Genomic DNA, 14,999 nt, shown 5'->3' on the forward strand with positions numbered 1-14,999 from the left:
ATGGAAATTAAGAACGCACAGCTAGAAGTAGATAATTGGATAAAGGAGCACGGGGTGCGCTATTTTAATGAACTTACCAATATGGCACAACTTACAGAAGAAGTAGGTGAGGTGGCTAGAATTATAGCTCGCAGATATGGGGAGCAAAGTGAGAAAGAAAGCGATAAGAATAAAGATCTTGGAGAAGAACTGGCAGATGTAATGTTTGTAGTGTTGTGTCTTGCAAATCAAACAGGAATAGATCTTCAGGAAGCATTTGATAAAAAGCTAGATCTAAAAACCAAGAGAGATCATGATCGCCATCAGAACAATCAAAAACTGAAATAATGCTTTTTCAAAAGATCTTAAAGCTAAAAGCGTTTTGGAAATCTGTTCTTGTATTGGGAATGGGTTTCGTAATAGTATATAATCTTTTTACCATGATCATAGAATTCGGAGGGTTTGATTTCTCCGGATTTTATGATAAAAAATTAGCAGATGGGAAATGGATTAGATTTGTGCTGGCATCTGTATTTTCTGCATTTGTCTATGGTTTGATAATAGCCTATGGAAAATTTTATATGAAGTTAAAGAATAGTGAAAAATAATATTGACAGTATTAAATTCACTTAATTTGCCTGCTTAATATTCTTTTAAGCTATGACCATTCAATTACCAAAGTCTTCTTTAAACATCTCGTCCTCATTGAAAATCACTGGTTCCAAAAGTGAGTCCAACCGAGGATTGATCTTGCAGGCACTATTTCCGGAAATTACATTAGAAAATCTTTCTAATAGTGATGATACTATGGTTCTACAAAACGCTTTAAAGCTTGTAAATGGAGTGGTAGATATACATCATGCTGGTACAGCAATGAGATTCTTAACTGCCTATTTTGCTGCGAAACCAGGATGTGATGTGGTGCTTACCGGTAGTAAAAGAATGCAGGAGCGGCCAATTAGATTATTGGTAGAAGCCTTACAAAGTATGGGTGCGGAGATCTCCTATAATCATGAAGAAGGCTATCCCCCTATAAGTATTAAGGGGAATCATTTGCAGAGACGTAGTGTAAATTTACAGGCTAATATTAGCAGTCAGTATATTTCTGCAATAATGCTGATAGCTGCCTCACTTCCAAGTGGAATAGAGATCAATCTAATAGGGCCAGTTACTTCTGTGCCTTATATTAATATGACGTTAGATCTTCTTAAATTAGTTGGAATTAAAGGAGAATTCAATAAGAACAGAATTAACATAGAGCCATGTTCTAAGTTATCTCCCGTAACTGTAAATATAGAATCTGATTGGAGCTCTGCATCTTATTTTTATTCTATAATGGCTATCTCTAAAGATGCCGAAATTAGATTGTCTAATTATAGAGCGTCCAGCTTGCAGGGAGATTCTTGTATTGCAAAGATCTATGCACAATTTGGGGTAGAAACAGAGTATCTGGAAGATGAAATAATCCTCAGAAAGATCCCGCATAGCAAACCTGTTAGAATTTACGAGAATTTAGTTAATGCTCCAGATATAGCTCAAACCATTGCCGTTACTTGTTTGGCGTTAGGGATAGAGTGTGAACTTACAGGGCTCCATACCTTAAAGATCAAAGAAACAGATAGGTTGGTGGCTCTAAAGAACGAAATGGAGAAACTAGGCGCAACGGTAGAAATTGGAGAAGACCGATTGATACTATCTCCTCAAAGCAATTTAAAGGAAAATGTGGCTATAGAAACTTATAATGATCATAGAATGGCTATGGCTTTTGCACCACTTGCTTTAAAAGTACCAATTACAATAAACAATGCAGATGTAGTATCAAAATCGTACCCTGGATTTTGGAATGATCTTCAAAATATTGGTTTCAATTGTGTGGAAGGCGCTTAAACATAGAGATTTCCTAAATAAATAGCCATTTGCTTGACAACCCCTATGTTGAGGTTGTATATTTGCAGCCTTTAAAAAATGTAACTATGGGAATGAAACTTTCACAATTCAATTTTGAACTTCCAAAAGAACTTTTGGCGGAATACCCTGCAGAGAATAGGGATGAAGCTAGATTGATGGTTCTTAACAGGAAAGAACAAACAATTGAACATAAACAATTCAAAGATCTAATAGATTATTTTGAGCCAGAAGATGTGATGGTTCTTAATAATACGAAGGTTTTTCCTGCTCGTCTTTATGGAAATAAAGAAAAAACAGGCGCAAGAATCGAGGTTTTTTTATTGAGAGAGTTAAATGCTGAAACGAAACTTTGGGATGTTTTGGTAGATCCGGCAAGAAAGATAAGAATTGGTAACAAACTTTACTTTGGTGACGATGAAAGTTTGGTTGCAGAAGTTATAGATAATACTACTTCAAGAGGTAGAACCCTACGTTTTTTATATGATGGTTCTTACGAAGAGTTCAGAAAAAAATTACAAGATCTAGGAGAAACTCCACTTCCTAAATATATTAAAAGAGAAGTGCAGCCTGAAGATCAGGAAAGATATCAAACCATTTATGCTAAAAAAGAAGGAGCTGTTGCTGCACCAACTGCCGGACTTCACTTTTCTAAGCATTTATTAAAAAGATTGGAAATTAAAGGGATAGATTTTGCTGAGGTAACTCTTCATGTTGGTCTTGGAACTTTTAACCCGGTGGAGGTAGAAGATCTTTCTAAACATAAAATGGATAGCGAAGAAGCTTTTATTGAAACTAACGCTACCAATACAATTAACCAAGCAATACAGGATCGTCGCAGAATTTGTGCTGTAGGAACTACGGTAATGAGAGTTTTAGAGAGCGCGGTTTCTTCAAATCACACATTAAATGAATTTAGTGGATGGACCAATAAATTTATTTTCCCTCCATATGATTTTAGTATTGCAAATTGTATGATCACTAATTTCCATACTCCAAAATCTACTTTAATGATGATGGTTTCTGCTTTTGCTGGTCATGATTTTATGAAAAAAGCATATGCTGAAGCTATTAAAGAAGAGTATAAATTCTATACTTATGGGGATGCCATGTTGATTATCTAATAGCAACTTATAATATTATAAGGTCACGATTTTACAGATTTAAAACTGTAGGATCGTGGCTTTTTTATTTTATAGAATTAAGTCAAATTTTAATTTGAAGATTTACGATGATTGAAATTACTGAAATTAGGTTCTTTACAGAGAAATCCTAATAATCTTCTTACTTTTGCATCGTGAAAAATGATAAGAAAGATATACGGGCTTTGACCAAACAACAACTGCAGGAATTTTTTGTTTCTCAGGGTGATAAATCTTTTAGAGGAACTCAGGTTTACGAGTGGTTGTGGGTAAAGAGTGCTTATAGTTTTGAAGATATGACCAATATCTCCAAGCAAACCAGACAAATGCTGGAAGATAATTTCGTGATCAATCATATTAGGGTAGATCAAATGCAGCGCAGTAGTGATGGTACTATTAAGAATGCTGTAAAATTACACGATAATCTTACGGTTGAATCTGTTCTTATTCCAACTCCTAAAAGAACCACTGCCTGTGTTTCTTCTCAAGTTGGTTGTAGTCTGGATTGTAAATTCTGTGCTACCGCAACTTTAAAGAGAATGCGAAATTTAAATCCTGATGAAATTTACGATCAGGTAGTAGCTATAGATAATGAAAGCAGGTTGTATTTCGATAAGCCACTTTCAAACATTGTGTTTATGGGAATGGGAGAGCCTCTCATGAACTATAACAATGTTATGAAGGCAGTAGAGAAAATCACTTCAAAAGAAGGTCTGGGCATGTCTGCTAAGCGAATTACCATATCTACTTCCGGAGTTCCAAAAATGATCAGGAAATTGGCAGATGATGAAGTTAAGATCAAATTGGCAGTTTCTTTACATTCTGCAATAGATGAAGTTAGAACCACCATCATGCCTTTTAATGAAACCTTTCCATTAATAGATCTTAAAGAAGCATTAGAATATTGGTATTCTAAAACCAAAAGTAGAATTACTTATGAGTATATAGTTTGGGAAGGTATTAACGATACCCCAAAGGATGCAGAAGCATTAGTGAGATTCTGTAAATATGTACCATGTAAGGTGAATTTAATTGAATATAATCCAATAGACGATGGTGTTTTTCAACAAGCATCTTCTAAAGCTACTCATATGTATGAGGCTATGTTGGAACAAAATGGCATTACTGTTACAGTGAGAAGATCTCGTGGAAAAGACATCGATGCTGCTTGTGGGCAACTTGCTAATAAATCATCGTAACGTTCAAATTTATAATTTTTAGCTATTTTAAATCCTTATGAAGGTCATCTCTCAAATAAAATTGCCGGTAGAAAAAGAGATGGAGCTTTTTGAAAAGAAGTTCTTTGAGTCCATGTCTTCAAAAGTGGCACTCTTAAATAGAATAACACATTACATTGTAAATAGAAAGGGGAAGCAAATGCGCCCTATGTTCGTGTTTCTGGTAGCTAAAATGGTTTCTGAAGGAAATGTGAACGAGCGTACCTATCGTGGCGCAGCGGTTATTGAATTGATTCACACAGCAACCTTGGTGCACGATGATGTGGTGGACGATTCTAACAGAAGAAGAGGTTTTTTTAGCATCAATGCGCTTTGGAAGAATAAAATAGCAGTGCTGGTTGGAGATTATCTGCTTTCTAAAGGATTACTGCTTTCTATAGATAATAACGATTTTGATTTGCTGAAGATCATTTCTGTGGCTGTAAAGGAAATGAGTGAAGGAGAATTGCTTCAAATTGAAAAAGCTAGAAAGTTAGATATTACAGAAGCGGTATATTATGATATCATCCGTCAAAAAACAGCAACACTTATTGCTGCGTGTTGTAGTTTAGGAGCAGCTTCGGTAAAACCGGAATCTTCAGAAATTGCTAAAATGAGAAGATTTGGTGAGTTGATAGGGATGGCATTTCAAATTAAAGATGACCTTTTTGATTATGGAGATGAACAAATAGGAAAACCTACTGGTATCGATATCAAAGAACAAAAAATGACCTTACCTCTTATTTATACTTTAAATAATTCTTCAGCAAAAGATAAGAAGTGGATCATTAATTCTGTGAAGAATCATAATAAAGATAAAAAACGTGTAAAAGAGGTAATAACCTTTGTGAAAACTAGCGGTGGCTTAGATTATGCGGTTAAGCGAATGAAAGAATATCAAAAAGAGGCACTTGCAATCTTAGATGATTATCCAGAATCTCCTTTTAAAGACTCTTTGATCTTAATGGTGAATTACGTAATAGATCGCAAAAAATAAGATCATTAATCTCACTTATTTGTCATGCTGAACTTGTTTCAGCATCTCTTTAAATCCTAAAACTATATCTACTGTCACATCGAGCGGAGTCGAGATGTTTTCTATCATTTATAGATGATTAGTCTGCGTCAAAAAATCAATTTTAAAAACTTTTTTAAAATTTTTCATACCCTCAGGCAACCTTTTGTAATTTAAACTCGTCTTATAAATAGATGGTTTAATTGAAACATTAGTGAAGGTCATTCAACTTTTTAATCAGGAATCTAAATTAATTGCCCGAGCTGCTAAGCAGAATCGGGAAGCTCAACAACGCATCTATGATTTGTATAGCGCTAAGATGTTAAGTGTTTGCAGAACGTATATCAAAGATCTTCAGCATGCAGAAGATGTGATGATAAAAGGCTTTCTAAAAGTTTTTACTCACTTAAATGATTTTAAGGAAGAGGGAAGTTTTGAAGGCTGGATAAGAAGGATCATGGTTAGAGAAAGTATCTCTTTTTTAAGAATTCAGAAAAGAATAGAATTTCAAGAAGAGTTTATAGAAGATAGAAGTTTTGATGATGTTAATTCGAATTTTGAGGTAGAGCATATTCAGCAATTAATAGATGAATTGCCAGAAGGTTATAGAGTAGTTTTTGTGATGTATGCTATTGAAGGATATAAACATCAAGAGATCTCAGAAACATTAAATATCACCGTTGGAACCTCAAAATCTCAATTGTTCAAGGCCAGAAAAATGTTACAAGAAAATTTAAAGACACAAAATAATATAGGTTATGGGACGCCTTAAGTTTGAAAAAGAGTTTAAAGAAAAGCTGGATCGTAGAGAGATAAAGCCTTCAGAAAATAGTTGGAATAAATTAAGTTCTCAATTAGATTCAGAAGAAAAAACCTCCAAATTTAATTTTTGGTGGCTTGGGATTGCTGCTACTTTTTTAGCAGGGATATTAATTATTGGACTTCAATATAGAAATTCTGCGGTAGAAACTTCTCCACAAGTGGTAGATGCTCCAGTAGATAATGTAGGTACAGAGCAGCATGAGCCGTTAAATGAGAATTCAGAAGAAGTGGAAGTAGTGAATACATCAATAATTAATAAAGATAATATAAGATCTCAAGAGGCAGTAGCTCAAAATTCCTCAACAGCTAAAAGTGAAGGACTTCAAAAATCTGGAGATGCTACTAGAGAAGAAAAAATCAGCAAAACGGCTTCAAAAGAGGAGGGTATTCAGGTAGCAAGTGTCGCAGCCCATCAAATTATAACTTCAAAAGAAGATATACTTATATCCAAAAAATTGAGTGAAGTTATCGCTCAGGTTAACAGTATGAATTCTGATGGGAATTCTATTACAGATATTGAGGTAGAGCAATTACTTGTTCGTGCTGCCAGGGAAATAGAAAAAGATAGGAATTACAACTTTTCTGTAGGTAAAATAGATCCGGAAGATCTTTTAAGATCTGTAGAGATAGATATGGAGCATTCTTTTAGAGATAAAGTATTTGATGTGCTTAAAGAAGGATATCTAAAAGCCAAAACCGCTGTTGCCAATAGGAATTATTAGTTTAGAATTAGCCATAAAAATCTTCTAATTCAGAAGTAAATCAAACATTCATTCATCAATCAGGTCTGGAACTGTTCCTCCCATAAACATCTGGGAGGACAGTGAAAGATCTTAAAAATTAATCATCATGAGAACAATTACAATTTACTTGAGTATTTTATTTATGTCTTTAGCCATGTCTTCTATGCATGCTCAAAACGATAGTATTCCTGCCAAAGCGGAAAGAATTCAGGAACTAAAAGATAAGATCATTAATGAAGAAAAAGATCTGCTAAGAATTGAACTTGAAGGAATCAATTACAGACTGGAAAGAGAATATATTACTAAAGAAGAAGCAGATAAGCAAAAGGAAGAGGCTGCTAAAATCCATGCGCTTAATATTGAGAACAGGATCGCCATCTTAGAAAATCAGATAGCTTTAAGACAAAGAGACGGGAATAAAACCTATTTAGCTCTGGAAATTTTTGAAGATGGAAAAGCATTAAATTTAAAGTTCGATGAGGGAGAATCTAAAAGAAAATTTGATAGAAGAACCACCAGCGATCTCGTTATAGCCGTTGGACTTAACAATGCAATTTCAGAAGATAATTCTATAGATGATTCAGATTTTAAAATTGGTGGTAGCCGTTTCTTCGAAATAGGGTGGGCATGGAAGACGAGAGTTTTTCAGAATTCAAATTTTATGCGAGTGAAATACGGAGTTTCATTTCAGTTTAACGGATTAAAACCTACAGATAATCGAGTATTTGTAGAAAATGGAGAGCTTACTGAATTAGAGGAATTTGAATTTGATCTTAATAAATCCAAATTTAGAACAGATAATCTTGTTTTTCCTGTTCATTTTGAATTTGGTCCTTCTAAGAAAACAGAAACCGAGAATTATTATAGATATTCAACTAATAACAAGTTTAAGATAGGATTGGGAGGATATGCCGGTTTTAACATTGGAGAAAGACAAAAATTAAAGTACAGAGAAGATGGAGATAAGAAGAAAGATAAATTAAAAGGTGATTACAATACCAATGATTTTATTTACGGTCTTAGCGGTTATCTAAGTTTTGGTGGAACTGCCTTATATGTAAAATATGATCTTAATCCATTATTTAAAGATCCGAATATAGACTTGCACAACATATCATTAGGTTTAAGATTCGATATAGATTAAAGTTAGTATTTAGTTCTTAACTCTTTGTTTGTTAGATAATTGAATAAGGTTAGTTTTATAATGTTATGTTGATTTGGCTTGAGTTTTGATGTAATAATAGTGACAATCTGCTAAGTTGTTAAAGAGAATGGTTTCCTGCATAAGTGGAATCGTTCTCTTTTTTTATTGTTACATTTGACGATTCATAAAAACTTCATTTCCCACTACATTGATATCTAAAAATACCATAGATCAGGTTTTTGAGACCTCTAGAGTTGAAGAGGTGCTGGGTGACTTTGTTCAGCTTAAAAAATCTGGTAGTAATTTTAAAGGTTTAAGTCCGTTTACAGATGAGCGCTCTCCAAGTTTTATGGTCTCTCCTGTAAAACAAATTTGGAAGGATTTCTCTAGTGGAAAAGGAGGTAATGTGGTTGCCTTTCTAATGGAGCACGAACATTTTACCTATCCTGAGGCTATAAAGTATCTGGCTAAAAAATATAATATTGAGATTGAAGAAACCGAGCAGTCTGATGAGCAAAAGCAACAAGCAGATGAACGAGAGAGTATGTATTTGGTTTCAGAATTTGCAAGCACCTATTTTCAGAATACGTTATTAAAAACAGAACAAGGAAAAGCAATTGGTTTAAGCTATTTCAAGGAACGTGGATTTACAGATGAAACCATTAAAAAATTTAAGCTTGGTTACTGTTTAGATGAATGGGATGCATTTACTTCTGAAGCTATTAGAAAAGGATATAACCTAGATTATCTTGAGAAGACCGGATTATCTATTGTAAAAGGAGAGAAACAGTTCGATAGATTTAAAGGAAGAGTAATGTTTCCAATACATTCTATGTCTGGACGGGTGCTTGGATTTGGAGGACGAATTTTAACCAACGATAAGAAAGCTGCCAAATATCTCAACTCTCCGGAAAGTGATATTTACCATAAAAGCAAAGTACTATATGGTATACATTACGCTAAACAAGCTATCGCCAAAGAAGATAATTGCTTTTTAGTAGAAGGATATACAGATGTTATTCAGTTTCATCAGAGCGGGGTGGAGAACACGGTATCCTCTTCTGGAACAGCTCTAACACAGGAGCAGATCAGATTGATCAATAGGTTAACTAAAAATATTACGGTTCTTTTTGATGGAGATGCTGCAGGAATGAGAGCTTCTATTCGCGGAATAGATCTTATTCTTGAACAGGGAATGAATGTGAGAGTTTGTGTATTTCCTGATGGTGAAGACCCAGATAGCTTTGCAAAGAATCATTCTCAGGCAGAATTAGCAGAATTCTTATCAGAGAACTCCAAAGATTTTATAGAATTTAAAGCATCCTTGTTATATCAAGATGCGAAGAATGATCCTATAAGAAGAGCTAATCTCATACAGGATATGGTCTCTAGTATCGCCAAGATCCCAAATCAGATTCAGCAGGAAGTTTATATTCAGGAATGTTCTAGGATCATGGATATTTCAGAAGATGTACTTTTCTCAACCTTATCTCAGATCTTAGTTAAAGAAGGCAAGGCTACAGCAGCTAAACCTGCAAAAACTAAATCTTTTGAAGTTGTAAAGGAAACAGCTGCAGAAAGAACAAAAGTAGATGAACAATTTGAGCTTGAACGCAAGATCATTAGTTTACTAATGCTTTATGGTACTGTAGAAGAAGAGTTTGAAGATATGATCTGGAAAGAAAATGCCCAAGGAGATCTGGTTTTAGAACCTGTGGTGCACAAGGCGAAAGTTTTCGAGAAGATCTTCTTAGACCTGCAAGAAGATGAGATTGCCTTTACTAATGATCATTTTAAGGAATTGTATACTAAAAGTATCAATCATTTAAATGCAAATGGCTCTTTAAATATGGAGATGTTCGTAAATGAATTAGACGCAGATCTGTCTTCTGAGGTTACTACCATTTTAATGGAAGAAGAACAATATGTTCTTCACGATTGGGAGCGAATGGATATTATTGTAAAAACAAAAGATACCACGATCTCTAGATTAGTGAACGAAACCATTCTGTCTCTTAGAAGATATCTTATCAATCAAAAGATAAATGAGCTTTCTGCAAGTATTCGGGAGGCTAATGATGCTGAATTTGCCCAGGCAACTATAACCGATATTATGGATTATCAATCTTTAAAAATGATCCTTTCCAGTAAATTAAATAGAGTTATGTAACTCTTAATTGAAGCATCCTCGCTTGATTTATAAGATCTGCAAGATTATCTACTTTCAATTTTTTAAGTAATCTGGTCTTATAGGTACTTACCGTTTTTTCGTTGATAGCTAATGCTTCTGCAATGTCTTTATTTCTTTTTCCATTAGAAAGAAGATTTAATACTTCACTCTCTCTGGTAGACAATTTTTTAAATTTTGCAATAAGTCCATTGCTCAGGGTAGCTCCAGAATTTATTTTATCGGTAATGCTCTTGTTAAGATATATTCCACCTCTAGCCACCTGTTGAATGGCTTGTTGCAGATTTTCTGTAGAAACTGTTTTGGATACATATCCTGATGCTCCTGCTTTTATAGCACTTAAGGCATACATCTCTTCTGGATGACAGCTAAATACCAGCATTTTGGTACCTGGATATTCATTCTTTATATTCCTTAAAGCGGTAATGCCGTTTATTTGCGGTAGATCTAACTCCATTACTAAAACATCGGGAATTTGATGTTTTAGAAATTTGAATAATTCATTTCCGCTGGTTACGTTTCCAATGACCTCTAGATTTTCGTTAGTCTTTAGAAGTGCTGTAATTCCTTCTTTAGTGATTGGATGATGATCTGCAATTAAAACTGTACTCATATGAAATGCTTAGCACTAAAATTAACAGTACGTGGGGGTTGCAATTTAGCTGGTTAGTAAAGTATTAAATAAAATTAACCGTTATAAATTTCAATTTCTAGTCTTAGCAGATATATTCGTTAAAAGTATTATTATTTAAGATGAACGGGTATCTCACACACCGGAATCGGATTCATTTTGTGCTGATTCATTCTGTTGAGTCTGATGTAAATCTTGAAGACTTCTTTTTCTCTGCTAGTAAATTCCTCCACATTTACATCTGGAGTATCCTGTTTCATGGCCCATTCCAATTCGTCATAAGACGCTCCTAATTGATCTTCATCACTTCTATCATCTCCAAACAATCCATCTGTAGGAGCTGCTGTAATGATCTCATTGTTAATTTTAAGATATTTTGCTATCTCATAAACTTCACTTTTGGTAAGATCTGCAATAGGACTTAGATCTACACCTCCGTCTCCATATTTGGTGAAAAATCCTACACCAAAATCTTCCACTTTATTACCCGTACCTGCAACTAAATATCTATGTAATCCTGCAAAATAGTAAAGGGTGGTCATTCTTAGTCTGGCTCTGGTATTTGCTAAACTTAGATCTTTGGTAGCGCTTACTTCTGCCTGAGGAACTGCAGTCTTAAATTGTTCAAAAACATTGGTAAGGTCTACAGGGAGGCTAGAAATATTTGCAAATTGCTGCTTTAAAGAAGTAATATGATTTTGTGCTCTGGTAACCTGGGTAGGAGCCTGATGTATTGGCATTTCTAAACATAAGGTGCGCAAACCTGTTCTGGCGCAAAGAGTAGAAGTAACGGCAGAGTCTATACCTCCACTAATTCCTATTACAAATCCATTCATAGATGCAGAAACTGCATAATCTTTTAGCCACGTAACTATGTGCTCTACTACCTTTTCTGTATCCATATTTTGGGTGTTTAAATTTGTAAGTAATACCTTTGTAAGCAAATTTAGCATTAAATCATAATTAATAAAAACGGGTTAAGTTAAACGCTTCACAATATATGCGCATGTTTAGAAAAACTTTTTTGGTGCTAACACTGTTCTTAGTCTTTGCTTGTAATGAAGACTCTAAACAAAGGGAGGAAATAGATAAAATTAATATAGAATTCAAAGTAGAAAGATTTGACCAAAAGTTTGCTAATACCGAGCCTGAAGATCTTCCTCAATTAAAACGTGATTATCCATTCTTATTTCCTGCACAATATCCAGATAGTGTATGGGTAAATAAGATGCAAGATTCCATTCAATTAGAATTAAATACAGAAGTAACTGCTGCTTTTAAAGATTTCTCTAAAGAAGAAGATGAGTTAAAAACATTATTTCAACATATTAAATATTACTTCCCATCGTTTAAAGCACCAACTGTTATAACAGTTACTTCAGATGTAGATTATAGAAATAAGGTCTTACTAACACCAGATTTTCTATTTATAGCTTTAGATACCTATTTAGGAAAGGACCATCAATTTTATATGGGAATACAGGAATATTTAAAAAAGAACTTTGAAAGAGCGCAAATTCTACCGGACGTTGCATCACAATATGCAGAGAGATATGTGCCACAACCACAAAAAAAGAACTTTTTAGCTACCATGCTCTATTATGGAAAGCTATTATACTTAAAAGACAGATGGTTGCCAGATACCCCAGATTTTGAAAAAATAGGATATACCGAAGAAGAATTGAAATGGGCAGATGCTAACGAGGAACAGATATGGAGATACTTTGTAGATAAAGAACTTATTTTTGATTCTGATACAAAGCTGTATAGCAGATTTTTGTATCCTGCACCTTTCTCAAAATTTTATCTGGAATTAGATAATGAATCTCCAGCAATGCTTGGCCAGTACATTGGTTGGCATATTATAAGAGATTATATGGATAAGAACGATGTAAGTTTACAGGAGATGTTAGACACAGATGCTGAAACAATCTTTAATAAAGCAAAATATAAACCGAAGAAATAATGTCAGAATATAAAAAATCAGAAATAAACATTGAAGTGATATTGGACGAGAATCGTGTTCCGGAAGAACTCTATTGGAGTGCGCAAGATGGCGATATTTATAAAGAAGAAGCAAAGGCTATGTTACTTTCTATGTGGGATAGCAAACAGCAGGAAACATTAAGAGTAGATCTTTGGACAAAAGATATGCCGGTAGATGAAATGAAAAAGTTCTTTCACCAAACTCTTGTAGCTATGAGCGATACTTTTAATCGTGCAACTCAGGATGAGAAAATGACAGCTACTATGAAAGATTTCTGTGATTACTTTGCAGAAAAAATGGAACTAAAAAAGTAGTATTTTAAAATTTATACGTTAAGCCAGAATAGAATCCAATATAGTATGGCTTATAATCTTGCGTATTGTTAAATGTATTTAATTGGTACTTCACTATTGGTTCTAGATGCAATTGAAGTTTAGGTACGATCTTATAGTTAAGCCCCATTCCTAAATTTGCAGTAAAACTCAAATTATTAAGGTTCTCTACTTTAGAAGCTACGCTATTGAAATTATCTGAAGTTATAGATATTTTATTCTTATTTAAAATTAAGGTGCTAAAGCCAGTAATAAAGCTGAAGCCAAATTTTTTATTAAGAATAAAATACTCTATTTCTGTTGGGACTTCTATAAACCCTATATTCTGATCAATTTTAACAGCAGCTTCTACCACATCGGTGGTTGTAAGTAAGGCAGAGTTTACAGAGAAATCATTTCCAATGGCTTTAGAATTTAATACCGAAGCATATGTAGTATTCTGAAAATTGTCTTTAAGTTCTACCTGACTAATTCCTGATCTTATTTTTAATCTTTCGGTTACAAGATATCCAAAGGAAACTCCATATGAAGTTGATGTAAGACCACCTGCATTACTTGCAATTTGATTACTCAAAGAACTTCCGCTTCCTAAATTATCGAAATAAAGCGCTGCAGCATTTGCAGAAACACTAAATCTATCAAAGTTAGAGGAGCTTTCTGCTAGTTCCTCTTTTTCAGGTTGTAGCTGGGGCTGCATGATTTTAGTAATTTCTTTAGTTGGTTCATTAATACCAATATTTCTTTTAAAAGTAGAGTGATCTCCAAGCTTAACACCCCCAGAGTTCAATGAAATACTTTTTAAAGATATATCTTCCTTTCTCTTTCTATTTGTAATTTGATCAGAATGTGAACTTGACCTTTCATGTTGATCTGTACCTATTACAGTAGTATAAAATTGTTCTTGCTTGCTATTTTTAGAATTAGAAGAATTCTCTTTAGATATCGAAGCGCCAGTACCAACAATTTCATTCTGATTTTTGATCATAGGCAAATGCTTTTCGTTCTCTAAAATAGGCGAATTACTGTCATTTATTTTATCAACTTTTATTGAATTTTCACTGTTGTGATCTGTAATTGTTGGAGATGTATTTTCTACAAAACTAGTTCTTAATAAAAGCGCTATAATTATTAGAGCAGCGGCAGTACCACCTAAATAATACCATAGTGGGACTATTCTATTCTTACGCTTTTTTAGAGGTAGCTGTGATGAGATTCCTTCCCAAATATCATCTGGTGGATTTATTTCTGCATCTTTAAATCTATCGCTAAAGATCTTATCTATGTTCTTATTTTGCTTCATAATTCTCTCGCCATTTTACTTAATTTATATGAAATAATAGTCTCCTTTAACTTTAGCCTTGCACGTGCTAAATTAGATTTGGAGGTTCCTATAGAGATCTTTAGAATGTCAGAAATTTCTTTATGAGAATATCCATCTAGCGCGTATAAGCAGAATACCAATCTGTATTGATCCGGAAGCCCCTGAATTAATGTCATTAGATATTCAAAAGACAGTGCTTCCTCTTCAATTTCTAATGATATCTCTTCATTTGGAATTAAATTATCTTCAATTTTCACAAAGATCGATTTACCTTGATATTCCTTCAGGGCGTTATTGATCATTATTCTTGTCATCCAGCCTTCAAAACTACCGTTGCCTTTATAGGAAGAAATGTTCTCATATATCTTTATAAAACCATCGTGTAGACTATCTTTAGCTTGCTCATAGCTGCTGGAATATTTTAGGCATATCACAAAGAATTTCGGAGAAAATGATCTATAGAGATTTTCTTGAGCTACTTTATCATGCTCTTTGCATCTCCTTATTAAATTCTCAATATCCAATGCTTTCTTGTTTAGCGTGGTGATGGTTAGCTTAATTTTTGTTTAGATT

The 14,999-nt window shown here is 33.9% G+C and carries 16 protein-coding genes; 12 read left to right on the forward strand and 4 right to left on the reverse strand.

The annotated features are described in order from the left end of the window. The 10 genes from P163_RS09025 to dnaG all read left to right on the forward strand — a co-directional run bounded on the left by P163_RS09025 (position 1) and on the right by dnaG (position 10,137). Entirely contained in the window at positions 1-327 is a 327-nt protein-coding gene (locus P163_RS09025) for a nucleotide pyrophosphohydrolase (protein ID WP_034889845.1), read from the forward strand. Then, entirely contained in the window at positions 327-587 is a 261-nt protein-coding gene (locus P163_RS09030) for a hypothetical protein (RefSeq protein ID WP_034889847.1), read from the forward strand. Before P163_RS09025 ends, P163_RS09030 begins: the two co-directional genes overlap by 1 nt. Positions 588-639: 52 nt before the next feature. Beyond that, complete coding sequence (aroA, locus tag P163_RS09035; protein WP_034889848.1) at positions 640-1,866, forward strand: 3-phosphoshikimate 1-carboxyvinyltransferase; 1,227 nt, start codon at positions 640-642, stop codon at positions 1,864-1,866. A gap of 92 nt (positions 1,867-1,958) precedes the next feature. Then, positions 1,959-3,008: a tRNA preQ1(34) S-adenosylmethionine ribosyltransferase-isomerase QueA gene (queA, locus tag P163_RS09040; RefSeq protein ID WP_034894182.1), complete on the forward strand. Its 1,050-nt coding sequence runs from the start codon at positions 1,959-1,961 to the stop codon at positions 3,006-3,008. A 173-nt stretch (positions 3,009-3,181) separates the two neighbouring features. Continuing rightward, positions 3,182-4,225, forward strand: coding sequence for a 23S rRNA (adenine(2503)-C(2))-methyltransferase RlmN (gene rlmN, locus P163_RS09045; protein ID WP_034889850.1), 1,044 nt, complete (start codon positions 3,182-3,184; stop codon positions 4,223-4,225). A 37-nt stretch (positions 4,226-4,262) separates the two neighbouring features. Then, complete coding sequence (locus P163_RS09050; protein ID WP_034889852.1) at positions 4,263-5,240, forward strand: polyprenyl synthetase family protein; 978 nt, start codon at positions 4,263-4,265, stop codon at positions 5,238-5,240. Positions 5,241-5,472: 232 nt separating this feature from the next. Continuing rightward, positions 5,473-6,030 carry an RNA polymerase sigma factor gene (locus P163_RS09055; protein ID WP_034889854.1) on the forward strand — a complete coding sequence of 186 codons (558 nt, stop codon included), beginning with the start codon at positions 5,473-5,475 and terminating at the stop codon, positions 6,028-6,030. Then, a complete protein-coding gene (locus P163_RS09060) occupies positions 6,017-6,802 on the forward strand; it encodes a hypothetical protein (RefSeq protein ID WP_034889856.1) in 786 nt (261 codons plus the stop codon). Before P163_RS09055 ends, P163_RS09060 begins: the two co-directional genes overlap by 14 nt. Before the next feature lie 127 nt (positions 6,803-6,929). Next, positions 6,930-7,967 carry a hypothetical protein gene (locus P163_RS09065; protein WP_034889858.1) on the forward strand — a complete coding sequence of 346 codons (1,038 nt, stop codon included), beginning with the start codon at positions 6,930-6,932 and terminating at the stop codon, positions 7,965-7,967. Positions 7,968-8,175: 208 nt separating this feature from the next. Then, positions 8,176-10,137: a DNA primase gene (gene dnaG / locus P163_RS09070; RefSeq protein ID WP_034889860.1), complete on the forward strand. Its 1,962-nt coding sequence runs from the start codon at positions 8,176-8,178 to the stop codon at positions 10,135-10,137. Here dnaG and P163_RS09075 read toward each other — a convergent pair. Both P163_RS09075 and nadE read right to left on the reverse strand, forming a co-directional pair. After that, the gene (locus P163_RS09075) at positions 10,130-10,768 is read right to left on the reverse strand and encodes a response regulator transcription factor (RefSeq protein ID WP_034889862.1); all 639 of its coding nucleotides are present in this window, start codon (positions 10,766-10,768) and stop codon (positions 10,130-10,132) included. The two genes, dnaG and P163_RS09075, sit on opposite strands and share 8 nt — an antisense overlap. A gap of 131 nt (positions 10,769-10,899) precedes the next feature. Beyond that, entirely contained in the window at positions 10,900-11,688 is a 789-nt protein-coding gene (nadE, locus tag P163_RS09080) for an NAD(+) synthase (RefSeq protein WP_034894185.1), read from the reverse strand. A 104-nt stretch (positions 11,689-11,792) separates the two neighbouring features. Here nadE and gldB point away from each other — a divergent pair, with 104 nt between their 5' ends. Together gldB and gldC are read left to right on the forward strand one after the other, a co-directional pair. Continuing rightward, on the forward strand, positions 11,793-12,752 hold the full coding sequence (gldB, locus tag P163_RS09085) for a gliding motility lipoprotein GldB (RefSeq protein WP_034889865.1): 960 nt from the start codon (positions 11,793-11,795) through the stop codon (positions 12,750-12,752). Further along, positions 12,752-13,087 (forward strand): gliding motility protein GldC, encoded by a 336-nt coding sequence (gene gldC, locus P163_RS09090; protein WP_034889868.1) that lies wholly within the window; start codon positions 12,752-12,754, stop codon positions 13,085-13,087. The genes gldB and gldC overlap by 1 nt, the downstream gene beginning before the upstream one ends. A 4-nt stretch (positions 13,088-13,091) precedes the next feature. Here gldC and P163_RS09095 read toward each other — a convergent pair whose 3' ends face one another. Further along, positions 13,092-14,405 (reverse strand): hypothetical protein, encoded by a 1,314-nt coding sequence (locus P163_RS09095; protein WP_034889871.1) that lies wholly within the window; start codon positions 14,403-14,405, stop codon positions 13,092-13,094. Then, on the reverse strand, positions 14,402-14,950 hold the full coding sequence (locus P163_RS09100; RefSeq protein WP_034889874.1) for an RNA polymerase sigma factor: 549 nt from the start codon (positions 14,948-14,950) through the stop codon (positions 14,402-14,404). The genes P163_RS09095 and P163_RS09100 overlap by 4 nt, the downstream gene beginning before the upstream one ends. Between the last annotated feature and the right edge of the window lie 49 nt (positions 14,951-14,999).

The sequence above is a fragment of the Gillisia sp. Hel_I_29 genome, from assembly GCF_000744275.1.
Lineage (GTDB): Bacteria > Bacteroidota > Bacteroidia > Flavobacteriales > Flavobacteriaceae > Gillisia.